This is a genomic window from Flavobacterium flabelliforme, assembly GCF_017948675.1.
Classification (GTDB): domain Bacteria; phylum Bacteroidota; class Bacteroidia; order Flavobacteriales; family Flavobacteriaceae; genus Flavobacterium; species Flavobacterium pygoscelis.
Genome location: NZ_JAGFBU010000001.1, coordinates 29,687 through 48,124, shown reverse-complemented (window position 1 = coordinate 48,124; position 18,438 = coordinate 29,687). Strand labels below are relative to the sequence as shown.

16 protein-coding genes are annotated in these 18,438 nt (G+C 31.1%); 4 read left to right on the top strand and 12 right to left on the bottom strand.

The window, feature by feature from the left end:
- Positions 1–28: 28 nt before the first annotated feature.
- Complete coding sequence (locus tag J3S90_RS00220; RefSeq protein WP_188049855.1) at positions 29–1,783, bottom strand: ABC transporter ATP-binding protein; 1,755 nt, start codon at positions 1,781–1,783, stop codon at positions 29–31.
- A 92-nt stretch (positions 1,784–1,875) separates the two neighbouring features.
- Entirely contained in the window at positions 1,876–2,631 is a 756-nt protein-coding gene (truA, locus tag J3S90_RS00215) for a tRNA pseudouridine(38-40) synthase TruA (RefSeq protein WP_210643897.1), read from the bottom strand.
- 242 nt (positions 2,632–2,873) lie between these two features.
- On the opposite strand from truA, the gene J3S90_RS00210 reads away from it, so the two are divergent.
- Positions 2,874–3,371, top strand: a complete 498-nt coding sequence (locus J3S90_RS00210; RefSeq protein WP_210643895.1) for a metallophosphoesterase family protein — start codon at positions 2,874–2,876, stop codon at positions 3,369–3,371.
- Here J3S90_RS00210 and J3S90_RS00205 read toward each other — a convergent pair.
- The 3 genes from J3S90_RS00205 to J3S90_RS00195 all read right to left on the bottom strand — a co-directional run bounded on the left by J3S90_RS00205 (position 3,346) and on the right by J3S90_RS00195 (position 6,432).
- Complete coding sequence (locus J3S90_RS00205) at positions 3,346–5,073, bottom strand: tetratricopeptide repeat-containing sensor histidine kinase (protein WP_210643893.1); 1,728 nt, start codon at positions 5,071–5,073, stop codon at positions 3,346–3,348. The genes J3S90_RS00210 and J3S90_RS00205 overlap by 26 nt on opposite strands.
- A gap of 132 nt (positions 5,074–5,205) precedes the next feature.
- Complete coding sequence (locus tag J3S90_RS00200; protein ID WP_188049859.1) at positions 5,206–5,868, bottom strand: response regulator; 663 nt, start codon at positions 5,866–5,868, stop codon at positions 5,206–5,208.
- A 150-nt stretch (positions 5,869–6,018) separates the two neighbouring features.
- A complete protein-coding gene (locus tag J3S90_RS00195) occupies positions 6,019–6,432 on the bottom strand; it encodes a DUF4293 family protein (RefSeq protein ID WP_188049860.1) in 414 nt (137 codons plus the stop codon).
- Between the two features lie 183 nt (positions 6,433–6,615).
- Here J3S90_RS00195 and rho point away from each other — a divergent pair, with 183 nt between their 5' ends.
- Positions 6,616–8,424: a transcription termination factor Rho gene (gene rho, locus J3S90_RS00190; RefSeq protein WP_210643891.1), complete on the top strand. Its 1,809-nt coding sequence runs from the start codon at positions 6,616–6,618 to the stop codon at positions 8,422–8,424.
- Between the two features lie 100 nt (positions 8,425–8,524).
- Here the strand turns inward: rho and J3S90_RS00185 are convergent, their stop codons facing one another.
- From J3S90_RS00185 to J3S90_RS00175, 3 genes are all read right to left on the bottom strand, one after another.
- Positions 8,525–9,748 (bottom strand): RsmB/NOP family class I SAM-dependent RNA methyltransferase, encoded by a 1,224-nt coding sequence (locus J3S90_RS00185; protein WP_210643889.1) that lies wholly within the window; start codon positions 9,746–9,748, stop codon positions 8,525–8,527.
- A gap of 138 nt (positions 9,749–9,886) precedes the next feature.
- Positions 9,887–11,848: a KUP/HAK/KT family potassium transporter gene (locus J3S90_RS00180; RefSeq protein ID WP_188049863.1), complete on the bottom strand. Its 1,962-nt coding sequence runs from the start codon at positions 11,846–11,848 to the stop codon at positions 9,887–9,889.
- 114 nt (positions 11,849–11,962) lie between these two features.
- Complete coding sequence (locus J3S90_RS00175) at positions 11,963–13,471, bottom strand: hypothetical protein (RefSeq protein ID WP_210643886.1); 1,509 nt, start codon at positions 13,469–13,471, stop codon at positions 11,963–11,965.
- A gap of 115 nt (positions 13,472–13,586) precedes the next feature.
- Between J3S90_RS00175 and J3S90_RS00170 the strand changes: the two genes are divergently transcribed.
- Entirely contained in the window at positions 13,587–14,642 is a 1,056-nt protein-coding gene (locus J3S90_RS00170; RefSeq protein ID WP_210643884.1) for a WD40/YVTN/BNR-like repeat-containing protein, read from the top strand.
- A 69-nt stretch (positions 14,643–14,711) separates the two neighbouring features.
- Here the strand turns inward: J3S90_RS00170 and J3S90_RS00165 are convergent, their stop codons facing one another.
- The 4 genes from J3S90_RS00165 to J3S90_RS00150 all read right to left on the bottom strand — a co-directional run bounded on the left by J3S90_RS00165 (position 14,712) and on the right by J3S90_RS00150 (position 17,383).
- Positions 14,712–15,170, bottom strand: a complete 459-nt coding sequence (locus tag J3S90_RS00165) for a sensor of ECF-type sigma factor (protein ID WP_188049866.1) — start codon at positions 15,168–15,170, stop codon at positions 14,712–14,714.
- A 43-nt stretch (positions 15,171–15,213) separates the two neighbouring features.
- Positions 15,214–15,630: a hypothetical protein gene (locus J3S90_RS00160; RefSeq protein ID WP_210643882.1), complete on the bottom strand. Its 417-nt coding sequence runs from the start codon at positions 15,628–15,630 to the stop codon at positions 15,214–15,216.
- A 32-nt stretch (positions 15,631–15,662) separates the two neighbouring features.
- The gene (locus J3S90_RS00155) at positions 15,663–16,205 is read right to left on the bottom strand and encodes an RNA polymerase sigma factor (protein WP_210643880.1); all 543 of its coding nucleotides are present in this window, start codon (positions 16,203–16,205) and stop codon (positions 15,663–15,665) included.
- A 62-nt stretch (positions 16,206–16,267) separates the two neighbouring features.
- Positions 16,268–17,383 carry an SRPBCC family protein gene (locus J3S90_RS00150; RefSeq protein ID WP_210643878.1) on the bottom strand — a complete coding sequence of 372 codons (1,116 nt, stop codon included), beginning with the start codon at positions 17,381–17,383 and terminating at the stop codon, positions 16,268–16,270.
- A 608-nt stretch (positions 17,384–17,991) separates the two neighbouring features.
- On the opposite strand from J3S90_RS00150, the gene J3S90_RS00145 reads away from it, so the two are divergent.
- Entirely contained in the window at positions 17,992–18,375 is a 384-nt protein-coding gene (locus J3S90_RS00145) for a pyrophosphohydrolase domain-containing protein (RefSeq protein ID WP_210643876.1), read from the top strand.
- Positions 18,376–18,438 lie beyond the last annotated feature (63 nt).

The following is an 18,438-nucleotide window of genomic DNA, read 5'->3' as shown; positions in this document are numbered from 1 at the left end:
TCATATCACGATACTCAAATAATAAAAGTTAGTTGGCCACTGAAAATTGAGAATCATACAAATTTTTATAATACCCTTTTTCACGACTAATTAATTCTTGGTGTGTACCTTCCTCAACAATTAGGCCTTTATCCATCACCACAATTTTGTCTGCATTAACTATAGTTGCCAAACGGTGCGCAATAACAATCGAAGTTCTACCTTTAGTAATGGTTTCAGTGGCACGTTGTATCAACTCTTCAGAATACGTATCAATAGATGAGGTTGCTTCATCTAAAATCAAAATACTAGGATTACTTACATACGCTCTCAAAAAAGCAATCAACTGGCGTTGTCCAGACGACAGCATAACGCCACGTTCTTTAACGTCAAAATCATAACCATCAGGGAGACTCATAATGAAATCGTGAACACCAATTTTTTTGGCTGCTGCCAAAACTTGATCGCGCGTAATATCAGGATTATTTAATGTGATATTATTAAAAATAGTATCGGCAAAAAGAAAAATATCTTGTAACACAACGGCGATTTGTTTTCTTAACGAACTTAAAGTGTACTGTTCGATATTGTTATTATCAACATAGATAGAACCACTATTAATTTCGTAAAAACGATTTAGTAAATTAATAATAGTAGATTTTCCTGCTCCCGTAGAACCTACAATTGCAATAGTTTGCCCAGCTCTTACTTCTAGGTCAATTCCTTTAATCACTTCCTCATCAGGAATATAACCAAAATGAACTTTCTTAAAGGTTATGTCTCCGTTAAAAACAGGTGCCTCTATAACTCCAGTATCTTGAATTTGATCTTCAGTGTCTAAAATATCAAAAACACGATTTGCTGCGATCATACCCAATTGCATCTCATTGAATTTGTCTGCAATTTGTCGCAAAGGATTAAATAACATTGCAATAAACATCGTGTACGAAAATAAATCTCCAAAGGTGGTAAAGGTATCACCGTTTAAAATCTTAAAACCTCCGTAAAGAACTATAAATCCTAAAGTCAAGGAGGAAATAATATCTGCAATAGGGAAGAAGATAGAGTTATAAAGAATTGTTTTTATCCAAGCTTTTTTATGTTTATCATTAATTTCTTTAAATTTTTCTGATTCAATTTTTTCACGATTAAAGAGTTGTACAATCTTCATTCCCGTTACACGCTCTTGTACAAAAGAGTTCATATTAGCAATTTGGTTTCTAACTTCCTCAAAAGCAACTTGCATTTTTCTCTGAAATATTCGGGTAAAGAAAACAAGTATTGGCATAGCAACAATTACTATCCAAGTCAGTTTCCAGTTCATGTAAAACATAAAAAGTAAAACCACGACCATTTTCATAAGGTCACTTATTATCATAAATAAACCTTGACTAAAAATACGAGCAATAGACTCAATATCCGAAACAGAACGAGTTACTAATTGTCCTACTGGAACAAGATCAAAATATTTCATTCGAAAACTTAATATATGCTGAAATAGTTTTACACGAATGTCTTTTACAATATCCTGACCCAACCAGTTTGCCCAAAATACAAAGTAAAATTGCGAAAATACTTCTAGTAAAAGTACAATTCCCATCAAAACAACATACAATAATAAACCATGCTGATCTTGGTTAGAGATATAACCATCTACAGTTTGTTTCAACAAATAGGGACGCAATGCTGCAAACACCGAAAGGGAAATGGCAAAAATAATTACACCATTAAAACGCCATTGGTAAGGTTTTGTATATTTTAAAATTCTTTTAAATAATCGGGTATCAAATGCCTTTGCTTTCATATTTTTTTTAGGAGCTATTTCCTGCTATTCGTTACAATCTTTAGGGTTTCGTTTCGCAACGATTCCCTAAAGGATTTTCACTGCTATCAGGGCTATTTTGTAATATAATCGTACTCTATTTCGGTTAAATATAAGCCATGTGCCGGAACCGAAAAACCAGCTTTGTCTCTGCTTTTACTTTTTATAATGTTTTCAAAATCCTCTAAAGTGATTTTGTGCAGACCAATATTAATCAAAGTACCCACAATGGCGCGTACCATATTTCTCAAAAATCGATTGGCCGAAATCGTAAAAATTAATTTTCCATAATCTTCTTTTGTTGATCCTAAAGTCCAATGGGCTTTAAAAATGGTACAATCAAAAGTGTTTACGTCTGTATTTACTTTAGAAAAACATTGAAAATCAGTATAACTAAATAATAATTTTGCCGCTTCATTCATTAGATCAATATCTAATTTTTGGTAAAAATACCAACTTTGTTCCTGTAAAAAAGGATCTTTGAATGTGTTTATATGGTATTCGTATGTTCTTTTTACCGCATCAAAACGGCTGTGTGCTTGATCGGAAACAGGAATGATCGTATAAACTGTAATATCCTTTGGTAAATAAGAATTTAGCTTGTGTACCAGACTCGGGATATCAAATTGTTTATCATAATCAAAATGGGCAAACATCTGCTTAGCGTGAACACCAGTATCTGTTCGGCCAGCTCCCATCAAGTTTATTTCAGTATTTAATAAAGTAGAAACAGCGTTATTCATTGTTTCTTGTACTGACGATGCGTTAGGTTGTAATTGCCAACCATGATAACGGGTTCCGTTGTAAGCTAATTTTATAAAATATCTCAAGTCTATTTTTTTGAAGCTACAAAGATACTTATTAATTTTTTGGCTACGAAGTCACCAATAGCCAAAGTTTGTTAAGTTTCTAATGGATTTTTTATTTGGAATCCTAATGTCTAATTTTGCAAGATTCCCTAGCCCAGATTGCAGAGGAAATCCTTTTTGTTCGCTACGGCGAACAAAAAGATTGAAACGAAAAGCTGGAAATAGCTCCATAAAAATATTTAACTTGCATTGAGATTAAAAAAATGAAAAAAATTCTTCTTCTATCCGATACGCATAGTCATATTGATGACACGATTTTAAAATATGTAAATCAAGCAGATGAGGTTTGGCATGCAGGTGATATCGGCGCGTTGACAGTCACTGATACAATTAAAAAACTAAAGCCATTACGAGCTGTTTTCGGCAATATTGATGACGCACAAGCTAGACTTGAGTTTCCTTTGCACAATCGTTTTATGTGTGAGGGAGTAGATGTCTGGATTACTCATATTGGTGGTTATCCAGGAAAATATAATCCCAATATTAAAGAGGAAATTGCTAGTAATCCTCCTAAATTATTTATTTGTGGTCATTCGCACATTCTAAAAGTGATTTATGATAAAAAAAACAACTTTTTACACATGAATCCTGGTGCTGCTGGTAAAAGCGGTTTTCATCAAGTGCGAACCATGTTGCGTTTCGTGATCGATGGTGATGCCATCAAAGATTTAGAAATTATTGAGATAGAAAAACAGGGTTAATTGCTTTCTTGGGATAGGTGATGGGTACTATGATTTTTATTGAAGTTCCAAGATTTATTTTAGAATTAATATCCATAGTTCCTTTGAGATTAGTAAGGCGCGATCTAATCTGATTAAGTCCAAAACCTTCTAAAATATGGAATTTCTTGCAATCAAAACCTTTCCCATTGTCTATTATATCAATTTGCAAAGAGCCGTTATCTTCCTTAAGACTTAATTTGGCCTGATTTGCTTGGCTGTGTTTGATAATGTTGTTTAGGAGTTCCATAATGATGAAGTAGATTTTTATTTCAAAATCTTCATCATAACGTGTTTTTCTTTCTACACAGCTTGAATATTTAAAATTAAGAATTGAATTAGAATTCTTTTCGCATAAATCTTCTAATGCATCAAAAAGTCCAAATCGCGCTAATACAGAAGGCATTAATTCATGAGAAAGATTTCTTACTTGGTCGTGTGCTTCCTCTATAATGGTCTTTGTTTTTATTATTTCTTGAGAGGGTGATTCGCTTTGAGAAATATGCGCATACAAATGCATTCCGGCTGAAGAAAGTAAAGCGCTAATGTTATCGTGCAAAAAAGAAGCTATTTTTTTTCGTTCTAATTGTTGTCCATTTATAGTGGCATTAATCGTGTTTTCCTGCACTTTACTTCGTAAATCCTTAAGTTTGTATTTGTGTTTTAATTTTACGTTTTGAGAGTAAAAATAAAATAAGAAGAATAGCAATAGTAACATGGATAGCAAGACAATGAAAATCTTTTTATTTCGGGATTGCTCATTCAATAATATACTTTCTTTACTTTTTAGTCGGTTTTCTATTTTGTCTATTTCTCTTTTAAATTCGTCAATTTGAAGATTTATACCCGCCACATTGGCTTTATTTTTTTTCTCTTCACTATTCAGTTCTTCGTTAAGAGTATTGTAAATGGCTAAATTTTTGTACGCATTTTGATAATCACCATTTTTACCTAAAAACTTTGAATATTCATGGTGAGAATAGGATAAATCTGACTTTTCATTTCCTTCATTTCCTAATAATATGGCATTCTCAAAGTAGTACTTGGCTTTTGGTTTGTCATTTTTATAATTATAGTACATTCCGTTTAGCATGTTCAAGACTACAACTGTACTCGAATCGCCATATTTCTTGTGGTGCTTATTGATGTATTCGAGATAAGGTAATCCTTCTTCAAACTTATCAATATCAAAATAAGCCCATGTCAAATTGACTTTGGTAAACACTATTCGAGAGGAATCTTTAGATTTGATACTGTATTCTAATGATTTTTTGTAATAATAAATTCCTTTTTCATATTGCTTTTTATCAAAGCAATAAATATTACCCAAGTTGTTATTTATCCAGTTCTTTAAAATGTCATTATTGGTCTTATTAGCATAAGTTAAGCCTTTGTGATAATAGTAAAAGGCTTTGTCGTATTCGGACAATTGATCAAAATTGGCGGCGATTGTATTGTAAGCACTAGCGATTAAGTTATTGTCTTTTGAACAAATTGCTAGTTTTAAACCAAGTCTAGAGCGTATTAAAGATTTTTCATAGCTTCCATTTCTCATTAAATCAATAGCTTCTTTAATAATTGCCTCAGCATCATTTTCTACTTTTTTGTCTTTAGCAGCCAAAATGGTAAAAGAGAAAAAATTGAATCCCAAAAATAATGCAATAAAAAGATGTTTCAGCGGCATAAATAGTTGTTTTGAGCTATTGGTTAAATAGGTTTTTGGTTTATTTAGAGTAGTATTGTTATAGTATAAAATTGATGTTTAAGACTTTTTCCTATAATTAGGATTTTATTCATGCTTGGGTAAAAGTCTCTTTTAGGGTTTTATCAATTTATTTTTAATGGCGTATTTTACCAGACTAATGGAGTTCTTTGCGTCTAATTTTTTCATGATATTTTTACGATGTGTTTCTACCGTATTGCAACTAATAAATAATTGGTCGCTAATCTCTTTTCCGCTAAATTCTAATGATATAAGAATGATAATCTCCAGTTCTCTTTCCGTCAAAATATCGTTACAAGGTAATTTTGGATTGTCTAGTTTTGGATTTCCTTTGGTGACTTTACTAAAAATTTTCTCTCGAACATCTTTACAGAAATATTCTTCACCATTAGTAACAGCAAGAATAGATTTTATAATGTTTTCTCCGGCGCATTTTTTAGTTAAATAACCGCTACTGCCTAGTTTCATTACTTCTTTGACAATTCTTAAGTCATCATGACTCGACAAAACGATAATTTTACAAGGAAAACCTTTTTCTGCAAATTCTTTAATAACCTCAATTCCGTCTTTTCCGGGCATATTGATGTCTAGAATTAGCACATCTGTTTTGTTCTCAACTACTTCGTCATATAAATTGTTACCGTTTATAGAACTGCCAACAACTTCAAATGCAGCGTTGGTGTGCAATATAGTTTTAATGCCATCCATAAGAATTTGATGGTCATCAGCAAGGTGGATTCGTATTTTTTCTGACATAGCGTAATTATTCACACCAAATTTAAAAAAAATATGTAGTTAGCGTCTCATTTTGTTGTTTTTGTTTAGAAAATTTAGATTTTGGATACAAAAAAACCCGAATTGTTACATTCGGGTTTCCTTCGCACTAATAAACTAAAGTTTATAGGTTTACCTCAATCTGTCCACAGATTTTACAAGATCTTCATCCTTTTTGATGGCCTTATTAGCTAAAACTAATAACACGACAGCAACTACAGGTAGAAACATCCCAATACCTTTCTCAGAAACAGCAGGTGTCTCTCCAGATAAGTTTAGTGAACGATATACAAACAATCCTAATAAAATCAAATTTAATAAGATATTCAATCTGCCGATAACAAATTGATTCTGTCTTTTTTTATAATATACTATACTTACTAAGGACAAAGTAGTACTTAATCCTAATAATATGGTATAAACTTGGCTTTGCATAAAATAGTATGGTTTATTATCGCTCATAGTCCATAACGGAATGAAAAATAATAAGATGCCCGTAACAACAAAGGCAAGAAATAAATATATGGTTTGAATTCTCTGTATCATTTGCTAAATATGTTTCACAAAAATATATTTTCTTTTTTAAAAATACTATTGTCTGATAAAAATTTATTCGTATTATTGCATCATAATACCGTAAGCACTTCATACTGCGGTTGATTCAATTTAAAGTTACTACCTATCTTTTACAGTATTCCTCAAAAAATTAATTAAACTCATAGAACATTCATGTTTGATATTTCTGCATTAAAAGAAATGAAGCTTTCTGAGCTTCAAGAAATAGCTAAAGCGGCTAAAACTATAAAATTTAACGGTGTAAAAAAAGAGACTTTAGTTAGTCATATTTTAGAGCATCAAGCAGCTCATGTTGAATCTACTACTACAAAGACAGAAAGTAATCTGGAAGAGGATAAAACTAAAAGAGTTCGAATTCTACCCGTAAAAAAAGTTGCTATTCAAAAGAATAAAGTAAATTCTCTTTTTGAAGCGGAGCCTATTGTAACAGAAAAAGAGGTTGCTCTTGAAAATAATGCTACTATCCAAGTAGATACAATAGAAAAAGAAGAATCTCTTAATAAAGAATCTTTAGTAGAGGAGAAGAAGGCTGGAAAAGCGATAAAATTTAATAAATCTGCTTACGAGAAAAAAATTGCCTTGAAAAAGGACAAGGAGGAATTAAAAGAAACTTCAAAAGAATCAGAAACTGTTGTTGAAGCTACAGCAGAGACTACAATTGATAGTAAAACTGAAGTTGCAACTCCCGTAAAAAAAATAAATCCAAACCAATTGCACAAACAGAATTCAAATTCAAATCCAAATCAAAATGGAAATGGAACTGCAAACGGGAACGGAAATCAAAATCAAAACCAAAATCCCAACTTTAAAAACAAAAAAAGCAATTTTGCTGCTTCTGATTTTGAATTTGACGGAATTATAGAAAGCGAAGGAGTTCTAGAAATGATGCCTGATGGTTACGGTTTCTTAAGATCTTCAGATTATAATTATTTAGCTTCGCCAGATGATATTTATTTATCAACTTCTCAAATCAGATTATTTGGTCTTAAAACTGGAGATACTGTAAAAGGTGTGGTTCGCCCACCAAAAGAAGGAGAGAAATTTTTCCCATTAGTGCGTGTTTTAAAAATAAACGGACACGATCCTCAAGTAGTTCGTGATCGAGTTTCCTTCGAGCATTTGACTCCTGTTTTTCCATCGGAAAAATTCAAATTAGCTGAAAAACAAAGTACTATTTCAACGCGAATTATTGATTTGTTTTCACCAATAGGTAAAGGACAACGTGGAATGATTGTGGCGCAACCAAAAACAGGTAAAACAATGTTGCTTAAGGATATTGCAAATGCAATTGCAGCCAATCATCCAGAAGTATATTTAATTGTTTTATTGATCGATGAAAGACCAGAAGAGGTTACTGATATGCAACGTTCGGTTCGTGGAGAAGTAATTGCTTCTACTTTTGACAGAGAACCACAAGAGCATGTTAAAATTGCCAATATCGTACTAGAAAAAGCAAAACGTTTAGTAGAATGTGGGCACGATGTAGTAATTCTTTTAGACTCTATTACGCGTTTGGCAAGAGCATATAATACTGTTCAACCAGCTTCAGGTAAAGTATTAAGTGGAGGTGTAGATGCGAATGCATTACAAAAACCAAAACGATTCTTTGGAGCGGCTCGTAATGTAGAAAATGGTGGTTCGTTGAGTATTATTGCAACTGCATTGACAGAAACGGGTTCTAAAATGGATGAGGTTATCTTTGAAGAATTTAAAGGAACTGGTAATATGGAATTGCAATTGGATAGAAAAATTGCTAATAAACGTATCTTCCCAGCTATCGATTTGACTTCTTCCAGTACAAGACGTGATGATATGTTATTGGATCCAAAAACATTACAACGCATGTGGATTATGAGAAAATACCTTTCGGATATGAATCCTGTGGAAGCAATGGATTTTATCAATGATCGTTTCAAGAAAACTAAAAATAATGAAGAGTTTTTGATTTCAATGAATGATTAAAAAAAATAAATCAAAACATTTTAAAGTTGATTAAAGATAAAAAAAAACTCCAATTTTCAAATTTGAAAATTGGAGTTTTTTTATTTTACTAATAAGTATTTTAAACTGTCTGTTCGTTTCTTTCTAGCAATGCCATATAAAAACCATCAAAACCAGACTCAGAAGCTAGGATTTTTTGATCTTTTATAAATTTAAATTGTTTTCCAATATCAGTTGTAAGAAAACGAGCCACTTGATCTTGATTTTCAGAAGGTAAAACAGAACAAGTTGCATATACTAATTTTCCACCTGGTTTTACAATTTTAGAATAACTTTCTAAAATTTCCGATTGTACTTTACGAATATTATCGATAAACTCTGGTTTCAGTTTCCATTTTGCATCAGGATTTCTTTTTAGAACACCTAGGCCACTACATGGTGCATCAATAAGAACACGATCTGCTCTTTCATGTAGTTTTTTGATGATCTTTGTAGAGTCGATAATGCGGTATTCGATATTAAAAGCGCCGTCTCTTTTTGCTCTAATTTTTAATTGCTTCAATTTGCTTTCATACAAATCCATAGCAATCAATTGTCCTTTATTTTCCATTAAAGCGGCAATGTGCAACGTTTTTCCACCAGCACCAGCACAAGTATCTACCACACGCATTCCTGGTTTTACATCTAGGAAAGCAGCAACTAATTGTGAATTTGCATCTTGAACCTCAAAGAAGCCTTGTTTAAAAGCATCCGTCAAAAATACATTAGCTCTTTCTTTGAGAACTAAAGCATCTGGTTGATTTTTTAAGGTTTCTGTTTCAATGTTTAAATCCATTAGAATAGCACGAAGTGCTTCTCTAGTAGTCTTAAGTGTATTTACCCTTAAAATCACTTTAGCAGGTTGGTTTTGAGCTGCAATTTCAGTAGCCCAAACTTTTTCGCCTAATTCTTTAACCCCTAATTCATCCATCCAATCCGGAATAGATTCTTTCAAAGCTCTCACTTTTGAAAGTTCATCAAAGCGACCTTTTATTTTTCGATCAGGAGTTCCTTCAAGCTGACGCCAATCCGGAATAGGATAACCTCTTAAAACAGCCCAAACAGAAAACATTCTCCAGAGATTATCTCTGTCAAACGGCTCTTTTACTTCGGCAATTTCTGCGTATAATCTCTTCCAACGTACAATTTCGTAGATGGTTTCTGCAACAAACTTTCTATCTGAACTTCCCCAACGTTTGTCTTTTTTTAAGGATCTTGCTACTACTTTATCTGCATATTCCCCTTCATTAAAAATGGCGTTTAATGCGTCTATTGTTGTGTAAACTAAATTTCTGTGTAATCTCATTTTAAATAATTGAGGTGCAAAGGTACTATTTATTGATTGAATGTTATATTTTAAATAATGATTCTTATTTTTTTAATTTTTAAACAAAAAAAAACACTGTAATTAATACAATGTTTTTAATGTTTTTGGATGATAAAATTATTTTATTCTAATTAAATCTACTTTTTCAGGAGCATGAAGCACCATAGGAAATTTTTCAATTTTAACAGAACTACTATCTAAACCAAAAGCTTTTTCCTCGGACAAACTTAATTTTTTAAGTAGGAAATAGGAATTCATTATTATTTTTTCGTGCCATCTTAAACGACTGTCATTAGAAAGGAATTTTTCTGAAAGTACAAATTTAAAGTCACCAATAATATTATTTTTATTCAATGATTCATATCTACTGGTAATATCTACTTCGCCTTTTTTAACCATGTCTTTAATGACCTCTCTAAACATTAAGTTTATTTTGGTAGGTTCTCTAAAACCAAGATTAAAGTCGACACGATATAAATCATCTTTTGCGATTTCAGTAACTTTATATTCCGCTTTGTAAGGTTCTGACAATATATTTACATGAACAAACCAGTAAATATCAGCTCTTTTGGGTCTTTTTTGTAAAATAGAGTACATTACTTTTTCTTCTATTTCATCAGTTCTACCTGCATTAGTCATATAAACTAAGTGGGTTGCATATTTTGGAATTGATAAATCAGCACTCAATTCAGCAAGTACTTTTTTGTAATCTTCTACTTTAACAAGTTTAGTGTAGCTTTTGTTAATTTGTTTAGCTAGATACCAAGTTGTCATTATGCTAATTAATATCGCTGCTATGATTAGTGTAACATAACCACCATCGGCAAATTTTGTAATATTTGCGGCTAAGAAACTAAATTCGATTAATAAATAAGTTGTGATAAGCGGTACAATTAGATATAATTTTACTCTTTTCATTATCAAATAATAGTTAAGTAAAATGGTTGTCATTATCATACATAATATAATTGCCAAACCATAAGCATGCTCCATATTATTTGATTCCTCAAAGTGTAATACGATTCCAACACATCCAAAAAATAACAACCAGTTTATAGAAGGTATGTATAACTGTCCTTTCAATTCCGTTGGATATTTTATTTTTACTTTGGGCCAAAAGTTTAATCTCATAGCTTCATTAATAAGAGTAAAGGAACCACTAATCAAAGCTTGTGATGCAATTACAGCGGCTAGAGTTGCTACTACAATACCAATTGGCTGAAACCAATCTGGCATGATAAGATAGAAAGGATTCCCATTCTTTCCTCCTAAGGTTTGTAGTGTTTCACCTTCTTTACCGATTAAATAAGCTGCTTGTCCAAAATAATTTAGAACTAAAGTTGTTTTTACGAATACCCAACTTATTCTAATGTTTTTGCGTCCGCAATGTCCCATGTCTGAGTACAAAGCTTCTGCACCAGTAGTACATAGAAATACAAATCCTAAAACAAAGAAACCTTCCGGATGAATAGAGAGTAAATGGTACGCGTAATACGGATTTATCGCTTTTAGAACAGTAAGGTTTTGTCCTATTTGTGATATTCCTAATACTGCAAGCATGGCGAACCAAACCATCATCATCGGAGCAAAAAATTTACCTACTAATTTTGAACCAAATTGTTGGATAGCAAAAAGCACGAATAAAATACCAATAACGATTGGAATTGTATTTATTTCTGGATAAAATTTTCTAATTCCTTCTACAGCGGAGGATACAGAAATTGGTGGTGTGATAATTCCATCGGCTAGAAGTGCACTTCCTCCCACAATTGCGGGGACAATTAGCCATTTTATTTTTGTTTTTTTTACCAAAGCATATAAGGCAAAAATACCACCTTCACCATGATTATCAGCACTTAATGTAATCATTACATACTTTATGGTGGTTTGCAAAGTAAGAGTCCAAAATACTGCTGATACTCCTCCTAAAACAACATCAGCATTTATAATGTGATCGCCAAGTATGGCTTTCATTACGTACAAAGGTGAGGTTCCAATATCACCATAAATTATTCCTAAAGAAATTAATAAACCGCCTAAAGTTAATTTACTATGCAGGTCTTTGTGCGATGCGCTCATGTAGTGATTTTAAATAACTAGTCAAAAATACAATTTTAAAGTAAATTGTAGCTTTTTATACAATAAAAAAAACACGGCTAAAAACCGTGTCTTAATTTCTTTAAAAGAGTTTATTTAAATTCGTCTATTATTATTTCTAGGAGAGGAATTACCTCTTTGTGATTCACCTCTTTGAGGTGCCGATTCACTTGCTCCGCTTCCTCTATTTTGTGATTGCGCTCTCTCAGGAGTAGACTCTCGAGCCGGACTCATTCTGTTCTGAGAATAATCTCTAGATGAATTACCTCTTTGAGGACTTGCTTCTGTAGAAGGACTCATTCTGTTTTGAGAATAATCTCTAGATGAATTACCTCTTTGAGGACTTGCTTCTGTAGAAGGGCTAGTTCTGTTTTGAGAATAATCTCTAGAAGAATTACCTCTTTGAGGACTTGTTTCTGTAGAAGGACTCATTCTGTTTTGAGAATAATCTCTAGATGAATTACCTCTTTGAGGACTTGCTTCTGTAGAAGGGCTAGTTCTGTTCTGAGAATAATCTCTAGAAGAATTACCTCTTTGAGGACTTGCTTCTGTAGAAGGAGTTGTTCTGTTCTGAGAATAATCTCTAGAAGAATTACCTCTTTGAGGACTTGCTTCTGTAGAAGGAGTTGTTCTGTTTTGAGAATAATCTCTAGAAGAATTACCTCTTTGAGGACTTGCTTCTGTAGAAGGGCTAGTTCTGTTTTGAGAATAATCTCTAGAAGAATTACCTCTTTGAGGACTTGCTTCTGTAGAAGCACTTGTTCTATTTTGAGAATAATCTCTAGAAGAATTACCTCTTTGTAGGCTGTTTTCTCTAGAAGAATTACCTCTTCTACTAGCATAACTTACGTCATTTCTAGATCCTCGTCTTTGATCAAGTTCGTAACGATTTACAACATTTACATTTCTTCTAGAAAAAGAATAATTTGGATTTTGTCTCTCATAACCATTCGATCGTCTTGAATTATAGAAAACCACGGTGCGATCATTTCTTCTGTGATTTACATAATTGTAATTATTATTGATATTGATACTAATATTGATATTATTTCTATATCGAAACACTGGAAAAGGATTCCAAGCATAATAATAAGAAGGATAATAATTCCAGTTCCAAGTAGAATAATAAGGGCGATAATTGGTCGACCAAAATGAGGCGTAAATTATTGGAGGTGTATAATAAACGGGTTCGTATATGTAATTGTCTCCATACATGAACACATCACCCACAACTTGAACATGAATTTTATTATCTCTATCTTTTTCTACATCTATAGTAGCTACATCTTGATAAACATCTTGATCAAGTACAGATTGGATAATAACTAAGTGCGTTCTGTTTTCAACTGTTTCAATAACTCTTAAGTAATCTACTTCATCATCATTATTTAAATCTAAATTTGAAATTTGAAGCTCAGGATCGTTAAGGCGTCTTTCAAAATCTTGAAGGTCTCTAGAATCACCAAAAATAGACGCAACTGCTCTCAAATCAAGATTATCACTTATTTCTGAATTCTTAGCGTTTACCGATGTTCTTTTTTGCGCCTGAATTTGTGTTGCGAAAACAGTAGTCAAAAGACTCAATAATAGTAATTTCGTTTTCATAATTTATGGGATTAAATGTTCCTTTTTTTTTACAATCCAATTACTATGCCAATAAAATTTAGAGTAAGATTGTATTTGTTCAAATAGTTGTAAATTGTCGCAAAATTTATTAGTTATGAAAAATTCTATACTATTTCTACTTGTCTTGATTTTCTTTGTATCATGTAACATAAAACAAGCAAATACTTTAAGTCAAGAACACTTTAAATCAGTAAAGATTGATACTTTATTTCAAGATAAAATAAGTATTAGAGCCATACAAATTGACCAAAATAAAATTTGGTATGCTGCTGATAAAGGGAGATATGGTTTTTTTGATTTGAATAACAAACAAAAAAAAGAGAATCTAATCACCAAAGATTCTTTAAAACTAGAATTTAGAAGTATAGCGCAAACAGCAAATCATGTTTTTGTTTTAAGCGTTTCAAATCCAGCATTACTCTATCAAATTTCTAAACATGACGCTACTGAAAAATTAGTTTATCAAGAAAACCATGAGAAGGTTTTTTTTGATAGTATGCAGTTTTGGGACAACAACCAAGGAATTGCTATGGGCGATCCAATAAATAATTGTTTGAATATAATTATAACTAAAGATGGTGGAAAATCATGGTCAAAAATCCCATGTGATGAATTACCAAAGGTAGAAGAAGGGGAAGCCGCTTTTGCAGCAAGTAATACTAATATTGTTATAAAAGGAAATGATACATGGATCGTTTCTGGTGGCAAAAAATCTAGAGTTTTTTACTCTCCAGATCGCGGTGTTAAATGGATGGTTTATGAAACACCGATTGTTCAAGGAAAAGCTATGACAGGAATATTTACAGCTGATTTTTATGATTCGAATATCGGATTTGTTGCCGGTGGTAATTATGATGATTTAAAACAGAATTTTTCTAACAAAGCACTTACAATAAATGGAGGTAAATCATGGAATCTTGTTGCGGAAAAGGAAGGTTTTGGTTATGCATCTTGTGTTCAGTTTGTGACTAATACAAAAGGCAAATCTCTTGTAACAGTTGGCACTTCAGGAGTGTATTATTCTTCAAATAGTGGAACTTCATGGAGTCAATTAAGTACAGATAAGAGTTTTAATACCATACGTTTTATAAATAAAAATACTGCTATTGCTGCTGGACAAAATAAAATGGTTCGTATGCGCTTTGAATAAAAAAACCTAAAAAGTAAAAATAGTTATACTTTTTAGGTTTTTTATGAATTAATAAAAAAAAATAAGAGGTTATTTTTGTACACTTTTATTGCGATATTGTTGTAGCAATTTTCTATTGAAATCCTCTTCAGCTTTTCTAAGCTTTATAATTTTTGTAGCGGGTAGGACTGCTTTTACATTTTGAGTGAATTTTTTTCGAAGTGCAAACAATTCTTCTTCGGTGTCCTCAATTTGACTTAAAAAATTACTCGCTTCTTTTTCCGATAATTTGTCAAGAGAACCATCATTCATTCTTTTCATAAAAGCTCTCATTTTTTGATGTCTTAACTCAAATTGATTGTCATCATAAGTGTTGTATAATGGCCAAAATTTTTCAGCTTCAGCGTTGGTCAAATCTAATTCTGTCGTGAAAAAAGCAACTTTTAGAACTTTTATTTTTTCTTTTTTTTCTTTCATGCTTTCGTTTTGAGCATAAAAGGAGACAGAAACTAGTACTAGTAAAATTGATAATAGTTTTCTAATGTTCATTTTTTTTATTTTTTTTAATTGTAACTTAAATCACGGTTAGTGGTTATTCTAGAATAAGATTTTCTAAATTTGAATTTAATGATAACACATCTTCTATGGCCTTGTCTTCAATAACCATACTTATTTTTATGTTATTAATATCTTCTGTTTCCAATACATTAATTAAATCATATTGATTTACATTCGTTTGATAGGTAATGTAATTTTCTAATGCAGCTGCATCCATATTTGATTTTTGCGTAGTAGAATAATTATATAAAGTTGGAACTAGAAGTGCAAGCACTAAAATTGCTGCTATCAGGAGAAATAAATTCTTTCTTTTTTGAAATATTGAAATCACTTTAGGTTCATTCATAGGTAACCTCTCCATCATTTTAGCGGAGAAATTATCAAAATAATTATCTGGTGTTTTAAATCCAGATTCTATTTTAGTCTCGTTTTCTAATTTAAATGTTTTCATATGCTTATAAGACACTCTTATTTTAAAAAGGTTTAATTTCTATTGATAAATGCTTCAATTTTTTTTACTGCAATGTGATAAGAAGCTTTTAAACCGCCTACTGATGTGCCTAAAATTTCGGAAATAGCTTCATATTTAAGTTCTTCAAAATATTTCATTTTAAAAACCAACTGTTGCTTTTCAGGTAATAACGCTATTGCTTTTTGTAATTTTAATTGTATTTCATTTCCATCAAAATAAATATCTGCTTCAAGATTTTCTATAGCTTTATTTTGAACCGCTTCAGAAGGAATTTCATTTCTTTTTGATTTTTGCTTTAAAAAATTTAATGCTTCATTAGTAGCAATGCGATACATCCAAGAGAAGAGTTTACTTTCTCCTTTGAAATTTTTTAAATTTTGAAAAATTTTCACAAAAGTATTCTGCAAAACATCATCAGCGTCATCGTGATTGAGAACGATATTTCTGATATGATTGTAAAGAGGTCTTTGAGAATCCACTATCAACTTCTCAAACGCTTGATTTTGCGTTTTAAGATTTAATAATTGTTCTATAAATTCCTTTTCTTCTTGCAAAATTGTTTTTTCTAGGTTAGAATAGAATTTAGTAAAAAGGTTTAATGTAAAGGATAAAAAAGTTAAAACTCAGATTGTTCCTCTGGCTTATTTACCGCAGGTTCTGTTACAACTGCAGGTTCTGGTTTTCTAACCGGAATATAGGTATTTACTGGTACTACTTTGATTTTTATAGGAAAGTAAATCTCCGTAATCCATTTTGATGGACTTTTATTTTCAGACCTACTAGTTTTAAAAATTTCTAAGTGAGAGAATGATTTATCCAATTCTATAACATTTGTGTTACTGTATGCTATAGTTTTTTCTATTGCTTTTTTAGTATGAGAATAATCTCCTGTCATAGTTGTTTTAACAGCGTCAAATCCTTCGAGTTTTCCGCTTAAAATATCGCTTCCAGAACTGGTTAATATTTGATTTTTTATTGGTACACAAACAGAAATTCGTGTTAAGTCGTTGGTGACATCGTAATTGTGATAAATAATGAATGGCTTGCCATTTAAATCTATTTTGTTTTGATTACAAAACTTAATAATCTTATAAAATACTATTCTTGAATTTTTTGTTACATTAGTAATTTTACTTGTAAACGTTTGATTTAAATAGAAAGTGGTAGCTACTTTTGACAAACCATCCACTTTTACGTTGTATGTATTTATTTCGTAATCAAGAATCTTATCTAAATTGGCCAAACTCTTTTCGTACGTTTTACCTATAATTCTGTAAATTCCGCCATTAAAAGCAGTACTCACTTTCATATAAAAATTCATTTTACCAATGGTTTTCCAAGTTACCTTAGTACCGCCTATAGTATCTTTGAATTTCCAAAAAACTGACGATGAAGTACCATCATAGTTCATTTTTTGTGCAATACTATCGTTTTCTTTTACAAAAATAGTTTTCAAATCACCAGCGCCCTCTTTGCCTTGCCAAGTGTATGAAGCGCCAGGTCCAATTGTTTTGTTTGAATAGTTGATTTTTATAGTGGGATCTTCAATCAATAGTGAACTAAAATCTTCCCAATTTCTTAAATCATTCACGTAGCTAAACACGTTTGCTTTTGAGGAATTTATAATTTGACTTCTTTCTACAGTAAAATCCCCTTTTTGAGTTGCAACAAAAATAGATATAGCAACTAAGCTAAGAAGTAGTAAAAGAAACAAATATTTTAAAATCCTCATAATACACGGGTTTATTAATTTCTGTAAAGTTAAAAATTTAATTAACAAGTTATAGAAACTGTTAAATAATTATAATGGTATTTTCTGAATAAAACTTTAAGGTAAATATTTAATTTTTTTGAATGATTTAATAAAATCACCCTTTTGTCTTTAAATATTTTGCATTCCTAAATGATGTTTTTTTTAATTATTTATTTATCACTAATTTTTATTTGCAAACATTTGGTTTTTAACTATCTATTAAGTTTTAAGAAAAATGTAAAGAATACATACTTTTACAATTTTATAAAAAAAAGTCCACCAAAAGGCAGACAATAGATGGTTGGAATTAAAATTTATCTTTTAAAGAAAATTTTGATTAAAAATAAAATACCAATAAAAGCGATAAATCCGATCAATATTTTATAGCTTCCTTTATAAAATATCCTATGTAGTCCTATATCTTTTCGATAAGCAAATGTTATTGCAATGACAAATACAATAAAAAAAAGACCTGCAAATATTAATTGATCCTTACTAAACATAATTAAAAATATTTTTTTACAAATTTAAGGATTAGTTTAATAATAGTTTACTAATTTGTCTTTTCATTTTATAAATAGTGATAGATGCAAAAACAAATAAATGCCGTAAAAGAATTTCATACAACTTTTAAATTAAATTTTAATGAAATACCTACTGCCGACTTGGGATCAAATACGCATGAACTTCGCTATAATTTAATGAAAGAAGAGAATGAAGAATATCTCGAAGCAGTACAAAATAACGATATAATAGAAATTGCTGATGCTCTTGGTGACATGTTATATATTTTGTGCGGTACAATCTTAGAACATGGATTACAACATAAAATAGAGGCTGTTTTTGATGAAATTCAACGCAGTAATATGAGTAAGCTAGATGAAAACGGAAATCCTATTTACCGAGAAGATGGAAAAGTAATGAAAGGGCCAAGATATTTTAAACCTGATTTTTCTGCTATTTTAAAATAGTAATTTAGAAGCTGTAATTTTACATCAAATAGAAACTGCAATAAATTTTTCATAAATAAAAAA

Excerpts from the sequence above, each read along its gene's own strand:
- J3S90_RS00220 (WP_188049855.1), bottom strand. The coding sequence starts at position 1,783 with ATGAAAGCAAAGGCATTTGATACCCGATTATTTAAAAGAATTTTAAAA.
- J3S90_RS00210 (WP_210643895.1), top strand. The coding sequence starts at position 2,874 with ATGAAAAAAATTCTTCTTCTATCCGATACGCATAGTCATATTGATGAC.
- J3S90_RS00205 (WP_210643893.1), bottom strand. The coding sequence starts at position 5,073 with ATGCCGCTGAAACATCTTTTTATTGCATTATTTTTGGGATTCAATTTT.
- J3S90_RS00200 (WP_188049859.1), bottom strand. The coding sequence starts at position 5,868 with ATGTCAGAAAAAATACGAATCCACCTTGCTGATGACCATCAAATTCTT.
- J3S90_RS00195 (WP_188049860.1), bottom strand. The coding sequence starts at position 6,432 with ATGATACAGAGAATTCAAACCATATATTTATTTCTTGCCTTTGTTGTT.
- rho (WP_210643891.1), top strand. The coding sequence starts at position 6,616 with ATGTTTGATATTTCTGCATTAAAAGAAATGAAGCTTTCTGAGCTTCAA.
- J3S90_RS00185 (WP_210643889.1), bottom strand. The coding sequence starts at position 9,748 with ATGAGATTACACAGAAATTTAGTTTACACAACAATAGACGCATTAAAC.
- J3S90_RS00180 (WP_188049863.1), bottom strand. The coding sequence starts at position 11,848 with ATGAGCGCATCGCACAAAGACCTGCATAGTAAATTAACTTTAGGCGGT.
- J3S90_RS00175 (WP_210643886.1), bottom strand. The coding sequence starts at position 13,471 with ATGAAAACGAAATTACTATTATTGAGTCTTTTGACTACTGTTTTCGCA.
- J3S90_RS00170 (WP_210643884.1), top strand. The coding sequence starts at position 13,587 with ATGAAAAATTCTATACTATTTCTACTTGTCTTGATTTTCTTTGTATCA.
- J3S90_RS00165 (WP_188049866.1), bottom strand. The coding sequence starts at position 15,170 with ATGAACATTAGAAAACTATTATCAATTTTACTAGTACTAGTTTCTGTC.
- J3S90_RS00160 (WP_210643882.1), bottom strand. The coding sequence starts at position 15,630 with ATGAAAACATTTAAATTAGAAAACGAGACTAAAATAGAATCTGGATTT.
- J3S90_RS00150 (WP_210643878.1), bottom strand. The coding sequence starts at position 17,383 with ATGAGGATTTTAAAATATTTGTTTCTTTTACTACTTCTTAGCTTAGTT.
- J3S90_RS00145 (WP_210643876.1), top strand. The coding sequence starts at position 17,992 with ATGCAAAAACAAATAAATGCCGTAAAAGAATTTCATACAACTTTTAAA.